General features: G+C 62.8%; 16 protein-coding genes. 10 read left to right on the forward strand and 6 right to left on the reverse strand.

The features are described 5' to 3' along the window. The first annotated feature begins 223 nt into the window (after positions 1 to 223). From minC to RPE78_RS15595, 5 genes are all read left to right on the forward strand, one after another. A complete protein-coding gene (minC, locus tag RPE78_RS15575) occupies positions 224 to 1,063 on the forward strand; it encodes a septum site-determining protein MinC (RefSeq protein WP_330647008.1) in 840 nt (279 codons plus the stop codon). Further along, positions 1,060 to 1,929, forward strand: coding sequence for a septum site-determining protein MinD (minD, locus tag RPE78_RS15580; protein ID WP_330647009.1), 870 nt, complete (start codon positions 1,060 to 1,062; stop codon positions 1,927 to 1,929). The genes minC and minD overlap by 4 nt, the downstream gene beginning before the upstream one ends. Next, positions 1,926 to 2,204, forward strand: a complete 279-nt coding sequence (gene minE, locus RPE78_RS15585; RefSeq protein ID WP_330647010.1) for a cell division topological specificity factor MinE — start codon at positions 1,926 to 1,928, stop codon at positions 2,202 to 2,204. The genes minD and minE overlap by 4 nt, the downstream gene beginning before the upstream one ends. Positions 2,205 to 2,367: 163 nt before the next feature. Beyond that, the gene (locus RPE78_RS15590; protein ID WP_330647012.1) at positions 2,368 to 5,676 is read left to right on the forward strand and encodes an ATP-binding protein; all 3,309 of its coding nucleotides are present in this window, start codon (positions 2,368 to 2,370) and stop codon (positions 5,674 to 5,676) included. After that, positions 5,666 to 6,559 carry a DNA-binding response regulator gene (locus RPE78_RS15595; RefSeq protein ID WP_330647013.1) on the forward strand — a complete coding sequence of 298 codons (894 nt, stop codon included), beginning with the start codon at positions 5,666 to 5,668 and terminating at the stop codon, positions 6,557 to 6,559. The genes RPE78_RS15590 and RPE78_RS15595 overlap by 11 nt, the downstream gene beginning before the upstream one ends. A 24-nt stretch (positions 6,560 to 6,583) precedes the next feature. On the opposite strand, the gene urtE is transcribed toward RPE78_RS15595, so the two are convergent. The 5 genes from urtE to urtA all read right to left on the reverse strand — a co-directional run bounded on the left by urtE (position 6,584) and on the right by urtA (position 11,289). Beyond that, positions 6,584 to 7,303, reverse strand: a complete 720-nt coding sequence (gene urtE, locus RPE78_RS15600; RefSeq protein WP_330647014.1) for an urea ABC transporter ATP-binding subunit UrtE — start codon at positions 7,301 to 7,303, stop codon at positions 6,584 to 6,586. A gap of 4 nt (positions 7,304 to 7,307) precedes the next feature. Next, positions 7,308 to 8,078 carry an urea ABC transporter ATP-binding protein UrtD gene (gene urtD / locus RPE78_RS15605; RefSeq protein ID WP_330647015.1) on the reverse strand — a complete coding sequence of 257 codons (771 nt, stop codon included), beginning with the start codon at positions 8,076 to 8,078 and terminating at the stop codon, positions 7,308 to 7,310. Further along, positions 8,075 to 9,136: an urea ABC transporter permease subunit UrtC gene (gene urtC, locus RPE78_RS15610; RefSeq protein WP_330647016.1), complete on the reverse strand. Its 1,062-nt coding sequence runs from the start codon at positions 9,134 to 9,136 to the stop codon at positions 8,075 to 8,077. The genes urtD and urtC overlap by 4 nt, the downstream gene beginning before the upstream one ends. Before the next feature lies 1 nt (position 9,137). Next, positions 9,138 to 10,031: an urea ABC transporter permease subunit UrtB gene (urtB, locus tag RPE78_RS15615; RefSeq protein ID WP_330647017.1), complete on the reverse strand. Its 894-nt coding sequence runs from the start codon at positions 10,029 to 10,031 to the stop codon at positions 9,138 to 9,140. A 61-nt stretch (positions 10,032 to 10,092) separates the two neighbouring features. Beyond that, the gene (urtA, locus tag RPE78_RS15620) at positions 10,093 to 11,289 is read right to left on the reverse strand and encodes an urea ABC transporter substrate-binding protein (protein ID WP_330647019.1); all 1,197 of its coding nucleotides are present in this window, start codon (positions 11,287 to 11,289) and stop codon (positions 10,093 to 10,095) included. Between the two features lie 222 nt (positions 11,290 to 11,511). Here urtA and RPE78_RS15625 point away from each other — a divergent pair, with 222 nt between their 5' ends. Continuing rightward, positions 11,512 to 12,096 (forward strand): hypothetical protein, encoded by a 585-nt coding sequence (locus RPE78_RS15625; protein WP_330647020.1) that lies wholly within the window; start codon positions 11,512 to 11,514, stop codon positions 12,094 to 12,096. A 6-nt stretch (positions 12,097 to 12,102) separates the two neighbouring features. Here the strand turns inward: RPE78_RS15625 and RPE78_RS15630 are convergent, their stop codons facing one another. Further along, positions 12,103 to 13,140, reverse strand: a complete 1,038-nt coding sequence (locus RPE78_RS15630; RefSeq protein WP_330647022.1) for a LacI family DNA-binding transcriptional regulator — start codon at positions 13,138 to 13,140, stop codon at positions 12,103 to 12,105. Positions 13,141 to 13,351: 211 nt separating this feature from the next. On the opposite strand from RPE78_RS15630, the gene iolG reads away from it, so the two are divergent. The 4 genes from iolG (at position 13,352) to RPE78_RS15650 (ending at position 17,580) form a co-directional block, all read left to right on the forward strand. Then, positions 13,352 to 14,371 carry an inositol 2-dehydrogenase gene (gene iolG / locus RPE78_RS15635; RefSeq protein WP_330647023.1) on the forward strand — a complete coding sequence of 340 codons (1,020 nt, stop codon included), beginning with the start codon at positions 13,352 to 13,354 and terminating at the stop codon, positions 14,369 to 14,371. A gap of 169 nt (positions 14,372 to 14,540) precedes the next feature. Further along, positions 14,541 to 15,458, forward strand: coding sequence for a sugar ABC transporter substrate-binding protein (locus RPE78_RS15640; RefSeq protein ID WP_330647025.1), 918 nt, complete (start codon positions 14,541 to 14,543; stop codon positions 15,456 to 15,458). A gap of 189 nt (positions 15,459 to 15,647) precedes the next feature. Then, positions 15,648 to 16,754 carry an ABC transporter permease gene (locus RPE78_RS15645; protein WP_330647026.1) on the forward strand — a complete coding sequence of 369 codons (1,107 nt, stop codon included), beginning with the start codon at positions 15,648 to 15,650 and terminating at the stop codon, positions 16,752 to 16,754. Positions 16,755 to 16,821: 67 nt separating this feature from the next. Further along, positions 16,822 to 17,580, forward strand: coding sequence for an ATP-binding cassette domain-containing protein (locus RPE78_RS15650; protein ID WP_406721705.1), 759 nt, complete (start codon positions 16,822 to 16,824; stop codon positions 17,578 to 17,580). The last annotated feature ends 37 nt before the right edge of the window (positions 17,581 to 17,617 follow it).

Below are 17,617 nucleotides of genomic sequence, written 5' to 3' on the forward strand. Positions count from 1 at the left end.
CCAGTGCCGGAATTTGCTTCACATTCCGCAAGGGCATGCGTTATACGCCCCTCCATCAGCACAGCTTAAGTCATCCGATCCGGCCGGTGGGCGGCAGGAACCCGCGCAATCCGTAGCGTCAAGCTTCACAGACCCCTGTCCATAGTGGCAAGAGAGGGGCAAACATCAAAATGGGCGATCCTGAGTCGAAGCCTGAATCGGGTCTCGGGACGGGGCCCATCAAATGAGGAGCAGTTTCGTCGTGGCGAAAGACGATATCCGCAGCCGGGCCGACGCGCCCCCGGCCGTTGTACGGCCCTTCCATTTCCGTGGCCGGTTCCTGACCGCAATCGCGCTGCGTATGGAATCCGACACGCCGGACGAGGCTTTCTATACCGCGCTTGATCAACAGCTCGAGAAGACGCCGCAGCTTCTTGTCGGCTCGCCTATGGTCATCGATTTCGCTGATGTGCCCGGCTTTGCCAAGCCCGAAGCCATTCAAGACCTCGTGGCCCAGATGCGCGCGCGCAATCTGTCGGTTTTCGGGGTGCAGAACGCCAATAAGGCGCAGCGCGAGACTGCCGACCAGCTTGGGCTGATTCCGGTGATCAGCGGACGGGACGGGCCGGTGCACGAGCCGCGCAAGCCGCTGAACCCCAAGGGCCAGAACGGGGCCCACCAGCTTGGCCAGAACAAGGGCCAAACGGTCGAGGCGGAGGCCGAGACAGAGGCCGACCAGCCTGCCGCAGCCCCCGCCCAGACCCTGACCATCCGCAATCCCGTGCGCTCGGGCCAGCAGATTGTGGCCGAACATGGTGACCTGATCGTGCTGGGCTCGGTGGCCTCGGGGGCCGAATTGGTGGCCGCGGGCAATATCCACGTCTATGGCGCGCTGCGCGGGCGCGCGATGGCAGGTGTGTTCGGCGATGAAAGCTGCCGGATCTTCTGCCGTGATCTTGATGCCGAACTTCTGGCCGTGGCGGGCCTTTACCGTACCAGTGAAACCATCGGAGACGACCTGCGCCATCGGGCTGTGCAGGCTTGGCTCGAAGATGACAGACTATGCATGGAGACCTTTGCATGAGCACCCAAACCACAGATAAGGCCAAGGAAGAGCTGAAGGAAAAGCCGCCGCTCGGCCGGGTGATCGTCATCACCTCGGGCAAGGGGGGCGTTGGCAAGACGACCTCTGCCGCCGCGATTTCGGCAGGTCTGGCCAAACGCGGTTTCCGCACCGTTGTCATCGATTTCGATGTGGGTCTGCGCAACCTCGATATGATCATGGGCTGCGAACGCCGTGTGGTCTTTGACTTTATCAACGTCATTCAGGGCGATGCCCGTCTGAAACAGGCGCTGATCAAGGACAAGCGCGTTGAAACGCTGCAGATCCTGCCGACCTCGCAGACGCGCGACAAGGACGCGCTGACCAAAGAGGGCGTGGAAGAGGTGCTGAACGAGCTGAAGAAAGAGTTCGACTATATCATCTGCGACAGCCCCGCAGGGATCGAACGCGGCGCCCAGCTGGCGATGTATTTCGCCGATGAGGCGGTCGTTGTGACCAACCCCGAAGTGTCTTCGGTGCGCGATAGCGACCGCGTTCTGGGCCTGCTGGCGTCAAAAACCCAGCGCGCCGAGAAAGACGGCACCGGCGTGAAGGCGCAGGTTCTGCTGACCCGTCACGATCAGGCCCGTATCGACAAGGGCGAGATGATGACCGTGGAAGACGTGCTGGAAATTCTGGCCGTGCCGCTTCTGGGGATCGTGCCCGAAAGCCCCGCCGTGCTGCGTGCGTCCAATGTGGGCACGCCGGTCACGCTGGACGATCCGTCTTCGGCAGGTCGCGCCTATGAGGATGCGGTTGCGCGTCTGCTGGGCGAGAAAGTCGAGATGAAGGTCGAAGGTGAAAAGAAACCCGGCCTTCTGGGCCGCATCTTCGGGCGGTCGGCATGAGCCTTTTCGGATTTTCTCTCAAACCCCGTCGCAAGCAGACCGCCAATGCCGCCAAAGAGCGCCTGCAGATCCTGCTGGCGCATGAGCGCGGCTCGAACTCCTCGGGCGGGGATTACCTGCCGCAGCTGCAACGCGATATCATCGCGGTGATCCGCAAATATGTCGAAGTGGCCGATGAAGAGGTCGATATCCGCATGGAGCGCGGTGACGATATCGAAAGTCTCGAAATCAACATCGAGATGCCGTCGAAACCCGCCAAGGCGGACAAAGCCTGAGCGCCCACACTTTGCGCCATGATCTGCCGGGGCCATTGGTCCCGGCTTTCTTTTGCCTGATATATAGGCAAAGGCCGTCTTTTCGGGCGTCTATCATGCCGCATGACTTGCGCCTTGGTCTTCCCCCGTCCTAACCGGAGGAAGAGACCGGAAAGGACATGCCTTGCGCCATCAGTTCATCGCGCCCGAGCGTCGTGAGTATAATCAATGGGCGGCGAACGAGACGCTGGAGGATTTCGCGCTGCGCTTTACCGCAAGGCGGGCGCGGTTACGCCCGTCGCGTGTGGCCCATACGGCCATCGGGGCGCTGGCTTTTCTGGCCTGCGAGGCGATTGGCGGGTCGCTGACACTGGCGCATGGCACCCGCGACACGCTGGCTGCGGTGGCGGGGCTTGTGGTGCTGGCGCTGCTGGTGGGCTGGCCGATCACGCGGAACGCGGCGCGTTCGGGGCTGGATATCGACCTGCTGACGCGGGGCGCGGGCTTTGGCTATATCGGCTCGACGGTGACCTCGCTTGTCTATGCGTCTTTCACCTTCGTGCTGTTCGCGATCGAGGCTTCGATCATGTCGGTGGCGCTCAATCTGGCGCTCGGGATGCCCCTATGGCTGGGGCATATGGTGTCGGCGCTGGTCGTGCTTCCGATTGCGGCCTTCGGCATCCGGCGCATTTCGCGGATACAACGCCTGAGCCAGCCGCTATGGCTGGGGTTGCAACTGGCACCGCTTCTGGTGCTTGCGGTGGCGGGAACGGAAGACACGGTGCCCGATATGGCGTCTTGGCTGGGCTTTGGCGGCGCGGCATCGGGCGTCGATCTGCTGCAGATCGGTGCGGGGCTGTCATTGCTGCTGTCGCTCTTGCCGCAGATTGGCGAACAGGTCGATTATCTGCGCTTCCTCCCCGAGGGCAAAAGCTGGCGCAGGCGTCTGGCACTGGGCATGGCGGGGCCGGGCTGGGTGCTGATTGCCGGTGCCAAGATCATGCTTGGCTCATGGCTGACGGTCATGGCAACCCGTGCAGGCATCGCGCCCGATCTGGCCGCCCAACCCGCCATCGCCTTCGATCTGGCCTTCGGCACGCTGCTGGGCAATCCGGTTCTGGCATTGATCGCGATGGGGGTTCTGGTCTGTGTCGCGCAGGTCAAGATCAATGTGACCAATGCCTATGCCGGTTCGATCGCATGGTCGAACTTCTTTTCGCGGCTGACCCATAACCATCCGGGACGTGTGGTCTGGCTGGTGTTCAACACCGCATTGGCGCTGATGCTGATGGAGCTTGGTGTCTTTGGCGCGCTGGAAAGCATTCTGGATCTTTACGGCATTCTGGCGGTGGGCTGGCTGGGGGCTGTGGCGGGCGATCTGGCGATTGCCAAGCCGCTGGGGCTGTCGCCCAAGCTGATCGAATTCAAACGCGCCCATCTTTATGACATCAACCCCGTGGGCTGTGGTGCGATGGCGCTGTCGGTGCTGGTGTCGGTGCTGTGCCTGACGGGGTGGCTGGGGCCCTTGGCGCAGGCCTTCTGTGTGCCCGCCGGTCTGGTGGTGGCTTTTATCGCCGCGCCGCTTCTGGCTTGGGCGACGCGGGGGCGTTTCTACATCGCGCGGGGGTCGCAGATTGCCCCCGCAGCGGACGGGCTGTGTGGATGCGGGATTTGTGGCAACCGGTTCGACCCCGAGGATATGGCCCAATGTCCGGCCTATGGTGTGGCGATCTGTTCGCTGTGCTGTTCGCTGGAGGGGCGGTGCCGTGATCTGTGCAAACCGCAGGCGCGGCTGTCGCAACAGATCCGCGCGCTGTCCGAACGGGCCCTGCCGGCACGGCTCTCGCCCCGCAGGCGGGCGCGGATCGGGCAGGTTGCGGGGCTGGCGGCCGTGTTTGTTCTGGCGACGGCGGGGCTTCTGGGGGCGGTGCGCCATCAGGTGACGCGCGGGATGGCGGCAGGCTCGGCACAGGCGGTCGGCTCGGCTTTCTGGGTGATTTTCGTGGCGCTGGCGATCCTGTCGGGGCTGATGGCGTGGTTCTTCGTGCTGGCGCATGAGAACCGCCGTCAGGTCGAGGACGAGTTCGAGCGGCAGGCCGAGGCGCTGCGCCGCGAGGTGGGTGCGCGCGAACAGGCCGAGGCGCAGGCCCGTCAGGCGCGCGAGGTGGCCGAGGCCGCCAATTTCGCCAAATCGCGCTTTCTGACCGGTCTCAGCCATGAAATACGCTCGCCGCTCAATGCGATCTATGGCTATGCCCAGCTGATGGAGCGCGATCTGTCCGCTGCGCCTTCGGCGGTGGGGGTGATCCGGCGCTCGGCCGAGCATCTGACGGATCTTGTGGACGGGCTTCAGGATATCTCGCGGGTGGAAAGCGGCACGCTGGTGCTGGCGCGTGATCGCGTCGCGCTGCCCGAACTGTTGGACCAGCTGGCCGAGATCTTCCGCTTTCAGGCCGAGGCGAAGGGCTTGGATTTTGTCTATGACCGTCAGGGCTGGCTGCCGCGTCAGGTGCTGGTGGACCGCAAGCGGCTGCGGCAGGTGCTGATCAACCTGTTGTCCAATGCGGTGAAATTTACGGACCGTGGTCAGGTAGGGTTACGTCTGCGCTATCGCAACCATCTGCTGGAGGTCGAGATTTTCGACACCGGCATCGGCATTGCCCCCGAAGATCTGAAGCGTATTTTTGATCCGTTCGATCGGGGCAGCCGCGCCGATCTGGTGCCCGGCACCGGGCTGGGGCTGACCATTACCAAGCTGCTGGTCGAGATCATGGGCGGGCATATCCGCGTGGAAAGTGTGGCCGGCGAGGGCACGCGGATGGTGGTGCAACTGCTGATGTTCGAGGCAGGTGGTGACCTTCTGCCAACGGGCGCGCGGCCGGTTCTGGGCTATGAGGGGCCGCGCAAGCGCCTGCTTCTGGTGGATGATGATGCCGATCATCTGGCGCTGTTACGCCGGATACTGGCGCCTTTGGGCTTTCAGGTGGTGGTGGCGCAGAACGGGGCCGAAGCTTTGCGGCTGGCCCCCGCGCTGCGCCCCGATCTGGCGGTGCTGGATATCACCATGCCCGGCATGAGCGGTTGGGAAGTGGCGGCACGGTTGCGCGCGCTGGACCCCGAGATGCGCGTGGTGATGCTGTCGGGCAATGCCCATGACAGTCAGGCCGAAGGGGCGGGGCTTCAGGACGGGTTCCTGTCGAAGCCGGTGGATCTGGATGCGCTGCTGGCGGAGATTGGCGGGCTTTTGCAGATCGACTGGCTATATGATGCGAGACCGGCGGAGCGTCCGGCAAAGCCCGATCTGCCCGCCGATCTGCTGGAACGGCTGCTTGCGGCGGCGGAAATCGGGCATCGGCGCGGGGTGTTGGATATTCTGGAGGACTGTCCTGAAGGATCGGTTGCGCAGTGGCTGCAGCTTGCGCAGGGGTTCGAACTGCCGCGCCTTGCGCAGCAGGTGCGGATGATGATGGAGGAGGGGCGCGATGACGGATGATATCGTGTTGATCGTGGATGACACGCCGCAGACGCTGGGGCTGTTGACCGATACGCTGGAGCGCGAGGGGATGACGGTGCTGGTGGCGACCTCGGGTCAGGCGGCGCTGGATCTTCTGGCCAAGATCGCGCCGCATGTGATCTTGATGGATGCGGTGATGCCAGGGCTGGATGGCTTTGCCACCACGCGGGCCATCAAACAGACGCCGGGGCGCGAGAATATCCCCGTGATCTTCATGACCGGATTGTCAGATACCGAACATGTGGTGGCCGGATTGGCGGCAGGCGGCGTCGATTATGTCACAAAACCGATCAAGCTTGAGGAATTGATCGCCCGTATCCGCGTGCATCTGCTGAATGCGCGTCTGGCCGAAGGGGCGCGGGCGGCGCTGGATGCGACGGGGCGGTCCTTGCTGGCGATGGATGGCGGCGGGCGTATCCTGTGGTCCACGCCGCGCGCCGAAGACCTGCTGGGCGGGCTGTTTCATGGCGGGCAGCTGCTGCTGACCGATGCGCTGGTAGGGCAGCTTCTGTCGCTGACCCGTCAGACGGGCAGCACGGCGGTGGTGCCCTTGGGCGAGGCCGAGATCGGGTTCCATTACCTCAACCCCGTGCGCGAGGGTGAATATCTGTTCCGCGTCACCGAAGACCGTCCGGGCCTGCGCGAAGAGATCCTGCGCGGGCGTTTTCCGCTGACCCAGCGCGAGGCCGAGGTGCTGGTCTGGGTTGCCGCTGGCAAATCCAATCAGGACATCGCCGACATTTTGGGAAATTCGGTCGCCACGGTGAAAAAGCACCTTTTGCAGATCTATGCCAAATTATCCGTGGAAAATCGGGCCACTGCGGCGGCGATGGCGGTGCAGGTGCTGTCCGAGCAGGGATAATCTGCTCGGACCGGATGTCACACATCAGACATTGACCAGATGGGCGACTTCTGCGGCGGTATCTTCAGCGGTGCGTCCCTGACGCACCTGCCGCCCGCGTTGCAGCACGCAATAGTCATCGGCAAAGGACCATGCGAAATCGAGATATTGCTCGACGATAACGATGGTCACCCCCAGCTCGCTGCGCACGCGGCGCAGGGCATCCTCGATCTGCTGGACGACATTGGGCTGGATCCCTTCGGTCGGCTCGTCCAGCAGCAGAAGCTTCGGCTGGCCACAGAGCGCGCGACCGATGGCGAGCTGCTGTTGTTCGCCGCCCGACAGAACACCCGCCTTGCGATGGCGGATCTGGTCGAGCTTGGGGAAGAGGTCGAAGATATGGTCGGGAATGCCCTTGGCAATCAGCCCCTTACCGCGCCCCGCCAAAGCCGAAAGCCCCGACAGCAGGTTTTCTTCCACGCTCAGATGCGGGAAGACATGGCGGCCCTGCGGCACAAAGCCGATGCCTGCGCGGGAGCGCTCATGCGGCTTGGCCTGCGTCACATCCGCGCCGTCCAGTGTGATGCGGCCCTTGGTGGCTTTCTGCACGCCCATGATGGTGCGCAAAAGGGTGGTTTTGCCCACGCCATTGCGCCCGATCAGCGCCAGCGCACCGCCGCGCGCTACATTGAGGTCGATGTCGAACAACACGGGGCTTTGGCCGTAGCCTGCGCCGACGCGCTCCATTTTCAAGAGGCTGTTCATATGGTTACTCCTTTGCGCGGCCAAGGTAGACGGCGGCGACTTCCGGATCGGCGCGCACATCGGCAACCGAGCCCTGTTTCAGGAATTTGCCCTGATGCATCACGGTGACCTTGGCGCCCAGTTCCTCGACGAAGGCCATGTCATGGTCGATCACCAGCACCGCATGATCGCCCAGAAGCGAGTGGATCAGCTTGGCGGTCTTGGAGGTTTCATTCGGGCCCATCCCTGCGGTGGGTTCGTCCAGCAAGAGCAACTCGGCCCCCGTTGCGACCACCATCCCGATCTCGAGCCATTGCTTCTCGCCATGCGCCAGATCGCGCGCGAAGGTCTCTGCCCTCTCGGTCAAGCCGATCTTGTCGAGCAGCGCCTCGACCTTCTCGGCCTCTTCGCGTTTGGCCCCGTGCCCCAATCCCTTCCACCAGCGGCGGTCGCGGCGCGCCGAGACCAGAAGGTTATCGCGCACGGTCAGCGAGGGCAGCACCCCCGGCGTCTGGAATTTGCGGCAGATGCCACGGCGGACGATCTCGAATTCGGGGAGGTTGGTGATATCGGCACCGTTGAAGGTCACCGTACCCGCCGCCGATTGCACGCGCCCGATGATCGTGTCGCAAAGCGTGGATTTGCCCGCGCCATTGGGGCCGATCAGCACCCGCAGCTGGCCGCGTTCCAGCGTCATCGAGAAGTTGTCGATGGCTTTGAACCCGTCGAAATCCACCGTGATACCATCGAGTTTCAGGATATAGGGATCGGGGGTTACGGGGGTATAGGCGTTCATTTCGGCTCCTCCACGAGGTCCGCTTCGGGGATGCGGCGGTTGCGGGATTTCTCGATCAGGTCTTCGATCAGACCGGCGATCCCATTGGGCAGGAACATCACGGTCAGGATAAAGACGAGGCCCAACACATAGAGCCAGGCTTCGGGCATGGCCGAGGAGATCACATCCTTGGCGAGGTTGACGACCAGCGCCCCCAGCACCGCACCCCAGAGGCTGTGACGCCCCCCGACGGCGACCCAGACCACCATCTCGATGGAGGGGACCACACCGACAAAAGCGGGCGACACCACACCTGCGTGCAGGGTAAAAAGCGCACCGGCGATCGAGGCGAACATGCCCGCGAAGGCAAAGGCCACGACCTTATAGGGGGTGGTGTTATAGCCCAGAAAACGCACGCGATTCTCGCCGTCACGGGTGGCGCGCAGAAGGGTGCCATAGCGCGATCCGGTCAGCCATTTCGAGAAGGCGAAGACCACGACCAGCAGCGCCAGCGTGACGAAATAGAGGATGCGGTTGGTCTCGGGCGTGCCTAGTTGCAGGCCGAAGATCTCGGTAAAGCCCGTCAGCCCGTTATAGCCGCCGGTGGTGCTTTGTTGGCTGGTCAGCAGCGTGGCGAAGGTCAGGGCCACGGCTTGGGTGATCAGCGCGAAATAGACCCCCACGATGCGGCGGCGGAACACAAGCCACGAGAAGAGTGCGGCGAAAGCGGTGGGGATCACGATGATCGCCGCCAGCGCAAAAACGGGGTTGGCGAAGGGTGCCCACCACCACGGCAGCGCCATCACGCCCGACCATTCCATGAAATCGGGCAGGCTGCCTGACGGTAGCGAGGCCAGCTTCATATACATGGCGATGGAATAGCCGCCCAATCCGAAGAAGACGCCTTGGCCGAGGCTGAGGATGCCTGCCTCGCCCCAGATCAGCACGATGCCGATGGCAAGGATGCCCATCGCCAGAAAGCGGCCCAGCAGGTTGAGGTCGTAAGACGACACGAAAGAGGGCGCGAGAGCGGCCAGAGCCAGCACGGCGATCCAGCCATAGCGGTGTAATGCGGTCATCTTAATCCTCCAGAGCGCGCGAACGGGTGGCCACCACGCCTTGCGGGCGGAATTGCAGGAAGATGATCACGGCCAGCAGCATCAGAACCTGACTCATCGAGACATCAAGGAAGATTTGGCTGATGGCCGAGACAAGCCCGAGGATGATGGCGGCAATCGTGGTGCCCACCATGGACCCGAGGCCGCCCATCACCACCACAAGGAAGGCCGGAACGATATAGCTTTGCCCGACACTAGGGGTAACCGGCCCAAGGAGCGAGAGAACAACGCCGGCAAGCCCCGCGATGCCCGTGCCAAGGCAGAAGACAGCCAGATCGACGCGGCGGACATTGATGCCCGAGGCCGCGGCCATCATGCGGTCCTGATTGACGGCGCGCACCAGAAGCCCAAGGCGGGTGCGGGCAATCAAGAGCCCCAGCGCCAGCAGCACCAGAACGGCCACGCCCAGAATGAAAAGACGGGTCGAGGGGAAATAGACGCCCCCCAGCATGAAGCCGGTGTTCAGCCAGTCGGGCGCGGTCACACCCACGCCAATCGGCCCGAAGATCGAGCGCGCGGCCTGTTGCAGGATCAGGCTGACGCCCCAAGTGGCCAGCAATGTGTCAAGCGGGCGGGCGGACAGTTTGCGCACCACGGTCAGCTCCATCACGCCGCCCAAGAGGGCCGCGCCAAGGAAGGCCACGGGGATCGCGACGAGAATGGCCAGCGGTCCGGGAACCACGAGATAGGTCAGATAGGCCAGATAGCCGCCCAGCATCAGCATTTCGCCATGCGCCATATTGATCACCCGCATCAGCCCGAAGCTGAGCGCCAGACCGAGGGCGGCAAGAACGAAAAGCGAGGCGACGCTGAAACCGTTGAAGATCTGCCCGACAAGAAGGGTTGCATCTACCATGGGGTGTCTCCTGCATGTTCGAGAAAGAGGCCCCCGACATGTCGCGGGGGCCAGTCGGGGATCAGTTGGTTGCGCTCAGGTCGCAGGATTTGCCGGGGAAGGTGAGCGCGTCATAGGGTTCGGGCGCGATCTCGCCTTCGGATTTCCAGACGATGTCGAATTTGCCCTTGTCGTCGAGCTTGCCGACATAGGCGGTCTGGGTCAGCGACTGGTTGGGCGCGAAGGCCACATCGCCCATCGGCGTTGCCACATCCAGATCAACGGCGGCTTTACGCACGGCATCGGCATCGAAGCTGCCTGCTTTTTCCACAGCGGCTTTCCATGCGTAGACGTCCAGATAGCCGTGCAGCATCGGGTCGGTAATCGCGGCATCGGCGCCGAATTTCGCGCGGTAGGCATCGACGAATTTCTCGTTCGCCTCACCCGGCAGGGTCTCGAAATAGTTCCATGCGGCATAGGAGCCTGCCACCAGTTTGGTGCCCATGGCTTGCGCTTCCTGTTCGGCAATCGAGAAGCTCATGACCGGCGTGTCTTCCAGCGTGATGCCCGAAGCGGCCAGCTGTTTGAAGAAGGAGACGTTGGAATCGCCATTGAGCGTGTTGAAGATGATATCGGGCTTGGCCGCGCGGATCTTGGCGATCACGGCCGAGAAATCGGTGCCACCCAGCGGCACATATTCCTCGCCCGCCATAGTCAGCCCGTCTTCGGCGATATGTTTTTTCACGATCAGGTTGGCCGTCCGCGGGAACACGTAATCCGAGCCGACAAGGAAGATGCTCTTGTCGCCTTGGGCTTTGGCCCATTCATAGGCGGGCAGGATCTGCTGGTTGGGCTGGGCGCCGGAATACATGATATTGGCCGAGCATTCATTGCCCTCGAACTGGACCGGATACCATAGCAGGTTGTCGGTGCGCTCGAAGACCGGCAGCATGGCCTTGCGCGAGGCCGAGGTCCAGCCGCCGAAGACGGTGGCGACCTTGTCGTTTTCAATCAGCTTGGTGGCTTTTTGCGCGAAGATCGCGGGGTCGGAAGCGCCATCCTCGACGATCGCCTTGATCTGATGCCCCATCACGCCGCCTGCGGCATTGATCTCGTCAATCGCCATGACTTCGGCGTTTTTCACGGTGACTTCCGAAATCGCCATCGTGCCGGAAAGCGATTGCAGCACACCCACATTCACGCTGTCTTCGGCCAGAGCGCCCTGCGCCGAAGCAGCGCCGAAAGCCAGTGCGGCCAGTGTCAGATTGGTCTTTTTCATGAATCGTCCCCGTTGTTGTTGGCGTCGCGCTTTATGGTTGCGCGGCATGGGGAGAGCATGCGGGCCTTTGCGGGTGCCGCATATGCACCGAAGGGAGTATGGCAAAAGGCGGCGGATGCGGCCTATCACGCGCTCTGCATGGCAGCCTTGCCCGAAACGCAAGCGGAAAACCCGATGCGGCGCGCTACTCTTTTCGGGGGAGGGCGTGTGAAAGGGTAAAAAGTGCTGGCGGAATATCTTCTTGCAAAGGTCGATGGTCTGGTGCGCAAGACATTGCGTGCGGGGCCTATGCGTGATGCGCGGCGCAAGCCCGCGCGGCCTCACAGCGAGCGTGGTGAGCTGCCGCGACGCGGGCGTCTGGCCGATGTATCGGATCCGCTGGAACGCGCCTGTGTCGCGGTTATTCTGGGGCTACCGGCAGAAGAGCGGCGGGTGCTGGAACTGACCTATGGTCTGACCGGCCATTTGCCCTGTCCGCCCCATCGGGCCGCCGATATTCTGGGCTGGGGCTTGGCGCAGACCATGACCATCGGCGAAGCCGCGCTGCTGCGGTTGCGTAATTCCGCGCGGGGACGGGCGGCCTTTGCGCCCTTGCTGGCGGCCCTGCATCTGCGCCTTCTGGAGGCGGCGCAGAAGATCTACGACCTGCGGATGGCGCAGGCCCCGCGGGCCGAACGCGACCATGTGCTCTACCGTTTCTGGTGTGATCTGACGCCGGTCGAACGCCTGTGTCTGCGCGGCTTCGGCGAGGGCGAAGTGGCCGAGATGCGGCGGGCCCTTGAACACCGTGCGGCGGGGCGGATCTAGGCTGCGTCAGGCCGTCTCGCGGATGATCAGCTGGCCCAGAAACGTCTTGCTGCTGAGCGGGCTACGCGAGTCCAGCACCTCGACCAGATAGGCGGCCATGTCGCCCAGCGGCTGCTGATAGGTCGTCAGGCGGTAATTCGGGCTGGCAGCTTGCGGAACGTCGTCAAAGCCGATCACCGCGATGTCTTCGGGTACGCGCAATTTCAGATCGTGGCGGATCGCGTCGATCGTACCCAAAGCCAGCGCGTCATTCTCGCAGACGATGACATCGGGCAGATCCTGCGGGGCGCGTCCCGTCAGGCTCTGGCGGATCAGCCGTTCGGCCTTTTGCGAATCATAGGCATCCACCCATTGCGTTTCCGGCTGGCTGCCATAGGTGTCGGCCCAGTATTCCATGAAGGTCTCCTTGCGCAGAAGATGCGCCGAGAAAGTGCGCGGTCCGGCAAGGTAGAACGGTTTTCGGAAGCCCTTCTGGGTGATGTATTGTGCGATCTTCAGGGTCGCGGCCCTGTCATCGACGGCAATCGAAATGACATTTTCGTTCTGCGAGGTCCGCGCGAAGACAATCAGTTTGGGCTGGCGTCCGCCCTGCTGCACAGCATTCAGGATGTCGTCATGGAACTGGATGCCGATCAGGATGGTGGCATCGACGCGACGCTGGCTGGCATGGCGCAGGGCGGGGGCGGTGTCATCGGTATCGAGCGTATTGACCAGCAGGATATCCCAGCCCCCGCGGCGCAGGGCGCGGGTCAGATGTTCCAGCATCACCAGCTTGTGCGGATTGGCGAAATCGTCGATCAGGAGTGCCACCAGATTGGACCGTGCCGAGGACGAGCGCGCCGAGGCCAGCGCGGCGGCCCGCAGGTCGGGGATATAATCCAGCGCGGCCGCGGCCTGTAGGACCTTCTCGCGCGCCTTCTCGGAAATCGAGGCATCCTTGCGGAAGGCACGATTGACCGTCCAGCGCGACACACCGGCGGCGCGGGCGACGTCATCTGCGGTGACGTAGCTCTCTGCAGGCTGCGGGGCGGGGTCTTTTTTCATCGGTGGTCCGTCCTGTCTTCCGTAAGGGCACGGCAAAGATTTGCCGTCTGCCTACACCCAAACTGCGGGCAATCCAAAATGTATCTGACAAATAATAGGCTAGCCCATCTATTTTGCACTCGCGAGCAAATTTATCTTGCACGCGCGTGCAACGGCGGTATTAATGAGTCGTGTCGCGGCCTTGAGGAGGGCTGCACACAGGGAGGATCATATGCTGAAAGTTGGGTTGCTCGGCGCTGGCCGTATCGGGCAGGTGCATGCGGTAAACATTGCGGGGAACGCGCGTTCCAGCTTGGTGGCGGTGTCGGATGTGCATCGCCCCGGTGCCGAGGCGCTGGCTGCGAAATTCGGGGCGCAGGCGCGCTCCACCGAAGAGATCCTGAGTGATCCGTCGATTGATGCGGTGCTTGTGGCGACCTCGACCGATACCCATTCGGATCTGATCGAGGCGGCGACAGCGGCGGGAAAAGCCGTTTTATGTGAAAAGCCCGTGGATCTGTCGCTGGCTCGTGCGCGGGCCTGTCTCGGGGCGGCACGTCTGAGCGGGCGGCCCGTGATGATCGGCTTCAACCGCCGGTTCGACCCCAATTTCGCGGCGCTCAAAGCCGCCGCACAGCGCGGCGAGATCGGTAAATCCGAGCTGCTGTCGGTGACTTCGTTCGACCCTGCGCCGCCGCCGGTATCCTATATCAAAGTGTCGGGCGGGCTGTTCCGCGACATGATGATCCATGATTTCGATATGGCCAATTTCCTGATGGGCGAGGTGCCTGTGACGGTGCGCGCGGTCGGAAGCTCTATCGTTGATCCCGAGATCGGCGCGGCAGGGGATGTGGACACTGCGGTGGTGACACTGACCTATGCCGACGGGCGGATCGCGGTCATCAAGAATTCGCGCCGCGCGGTGTATGGCTATGACCAGCGTGTCGAGCTTCTGGGCTCTGACGGGCTGCTACAGGCGCAGAATATGCTGGAAAATACGGTTGTGAAGTCGACCACGGCAGGCGTCGTGAGTGCCAAGCCCACCTATTTCTTCCTTGAACGCTATATGCCCGCCTATGCGGCGGAATGGGAGGCATTCGTGTCGGCGGTGCTGGAGAATGCACCGATGCCCAGCACGCTTGAGGACGGAATTGCCGCCTTGGCGATGGCCGAAGCCGCGACCGAGTCCGCCAGAACCGGTCAGGCGGTCACGCTTGATTTGCAAGAGGATTTCTACCGGAAGGCCGTCTGAGGCCCCGCCGTTAGAAAAGTGGCTCCGTGCGGGCCTGCACCGGAAGAGGAGCCGGTTCAGGGAACGGCCGCACGGGGAGAGGCGGGGTTAATCTGCCCTCCGGCTTTGCCAGCATATGCGGGTGGCGGCGAGGCACGCCCTGCCCAAGACCTTTTTGGGAGGAGAAAGCATGAAGACCCTTTTTGCTACGGTCGCTCTGAGCGCCATGATGGCCGGTGCCGCGATGGCGCAGGAGATCATCGTTGTCAGCCACGGTCAGGCCAATGACCCGTTCTGGTCGGTTGTGAAGAATGGCGCGGTCGAGGCGGCCAAGGATACCGGCGTCACTGTCGATTTCCGTTCGCCGGAAACCTTCGATATGGTGCAGATGAGCCAGTTGATCGATGCCGCTGTCAATCAGGAGCCGGACGGGCTTGTGGTCAGCATTCCCGATGCGGATGCGCTTGGTCCGTCGATCAAACGCGCGGTCGATGCGGGGATCCCCGTCATCTCGATGAATTCGGGGGGCGATGTGTCCAAGCAGCTTGGCGCGCTTTTGCATGTCGGCCAGTCCGAATTCGACGCGGGCAAGGCGGCAGGCGAGAAGCTGTCGGAAATGGGCGGCACCAAGGGCATCTGCGTCAATCAGGAAGTGGGCAATGTCTCGCTTGATCAGCGCTGCGCTGGTTTTGCCGAAGGGTTCGGTCATCCGGTTGCGGTGATCCCGACCATGACCGATCCGGCAGAGGTGCAGGCAAAGGTGCGTGCGGCGCTGGAATCCGATCCGGATGTGAACACGGTTCTCAGTCTTTCGGCACCGCTTGTGGGGGAGCCTGCCGTGAAGGCGGTAAAGGCCCTTGGGCGCGATGATGTGCTGGTGGCGACCTTCGACATGTCGTCGTCCTTCCTGCAATCGGTGGCCGATGGCGACGCCGCTTTCGCGATCGACCAGCAGCAGTTCCTGCAGGGCTATCTGCCGGTCTCCTTCCTTGCGCTGCATGCCAAATACGGGCTGATGCCTGCAGGGGACGTGCCCTCGGGGCCGAACCTGATCACCAAAGACAAGGCCGCGCAGGTCATCGACCTTGCGGCCAAGGGAATCCGCTAAGTTTCGGAACCGGATGTCCGGCCCCGTGCCGGGCATCCGGCGCGACACGCCCCGAACACCCGCCGGTTTCAGGGCCGCGCGTCACATACAGAGCCTTCGCGGCTCTGCCATGACCACCACGCCATAGGGCAGGCTACAGCATGATTGTGGCCGCTATCTCCAAAACTGACTGCATGATGGGAGGGATTCATGCCAACGGACGCCACCATTGCGGCGGACGAACGGATCAAATCCGAGTCGTTTGCCACCAAACTCATGAAACGACCGGAACTGGGCGCGATCGGGGGGCTGATCCTCGTGACGCTGTTCTTCCTGCTGACCGCCGATGGGACGATGTTCACATTGTCCGGTATCATGAACTTCCTCACGCCCTCGGCCCAGCTCGGGATTTTGGGGATTGCCGCAGCCATGCTGATGATCGGCGGCGAATTCGACCTGTCCATCGGGTCGATGGTCGGCTTTGCGGGCATGATCTTCGGGGTTTTCACCGTCAATCTGGGGTTGCCGCTGATCTTCTCGATCCCGCTGACCATGATATTTGCCGCAGCGATCGGGGCGGCGAATGGGGCCATCGTGATGCGCACGGGGCTGCCGTCCTTTATCGTGACGCTGGCGGGGCTGTTCATCCTGCGCGGTCTGGCGCTGGTGGGGCTGAAGCTGTTTACCGGCGGCTCGACCCAGCTGCGCGGTGTGCGTGAGGCGGTCGAGGGGGATGTCCTGACCCCGGTCTTTTCGGGCGATGCCTTTCAGGGCCTGTTTGCCTGGGCTGCCAAAGCGGGCCTGATCGACAGTTTCAAATCCGGCGCACCGAAAGTGCCGGGCGTTCCGGTCGAGGTGCTGTGGTTTATCGGGCTGGCGCTGGTGGCAACCTATATCCTGCTGCGCACGCCTGTCGGGAACTGGATCTTTGCCACGGGCGGCGACAGCAACGCCGCGAAGAATTCCGGCGTTCCGGTGCGCAAGGTCAAGATCTCGCTCTTCATGCTGACGGCTGTGGCGGCAAGCCTTGTGGCTATCATCACCGTGATCGATGCCGGCTCGACCGATGCCCGTCGCGGGTTCCAGAAAGAATTCGAGGCGATCATTGCTGCCGTGATCGGGGGCTGTCTGCTGACGGGGGGCTATGGCTCGGCGATCGGGGCCTTCTTCGGGGCGATCATCTTCGGCATGGTGACCATCGGCCTGACCTATACCAATTTCGATCAGGACTGGTTCCAGGTGTTCCTTGGCGCAATGCTGCTGATTGCTGTGGTCTTCAACAATGTGATCCGCAAACGTGTGACGGGGGAGCGTTGAGATGACCCTTCAGGATAGCAAGTTCCATCATGGCTCCGTGGCCGAGGCGCAGGCCCCGATCATCGAGATGAAAGACATCACCAAGCATTTCGGCAATGTCATCGCACTGAACGGGGTGACCTTCAATGTGCGCCCCGGAGAATGTCACTGCCTTCTGGGCGATAACGGTGCGGGGAAATCGACCTTTATCAAGACCATGTCGGGCGTGCACAAGCCCACATCCGGCACGATCACCTTTGACAACAAGCCCCTGTCCTTCAACAGCCCGCGTGACGCGATGGAGGCGGGGATTGCCACGGTGTTTCAGGATCTGGCGATGATCCCGCTGATGTCGGTCACCCGCAATTTCTTCATGGGGCGCGAGCCGACCAAGGGGCGGGGGCTTCTCAAGCGGCTCGATATCGAGAGCGCCAACCAGATCACGATGGAAGAGATGCGCAAGATGGGCATCAATCTGCGCGCCCCCGATCAGGCGGTGGGCACGCTTTCGGGCGGCGAGCGGCAGACGGTGGCGATTGCCCGCGCGGTCTATTTCGGGGCGAAGGTGCTGATTCTTGACGAGCCGACCTCGGCGCTGGGGGTGCGCCAGACCTCCAACGTGCTGGCCACGATCGACCGTGTGCGGGCGCAGGGTGTGGGGGTGGTCTTCATCTCGCATAATGTGCGCCATGCCATGGCGGTGGGGGATCGTTTTACCGTGCTCAATCGTGGCCAGACACTAGGCACGGCGGAGCGTGGCAAGATCAGCTCTGCCGAGTTGCAGGACCTGATGGCGGGCGGGCAGGAACTGGCCAGCCTCGAAGGGTCGCTTGGCGGCACCATCTAGGCCACGGCCTTCGGGCAGCTTTGCCCGGAGGCATCCG

Source organism: Thioclava litoralis (assembly GCF_045278885.1).
GTDB lineage: Bacteria > Pseudomonadota > Alphaproteobacteria > Rhodobacterales > Rhodobacteraceae > Thioclava > Thioclava litoralis.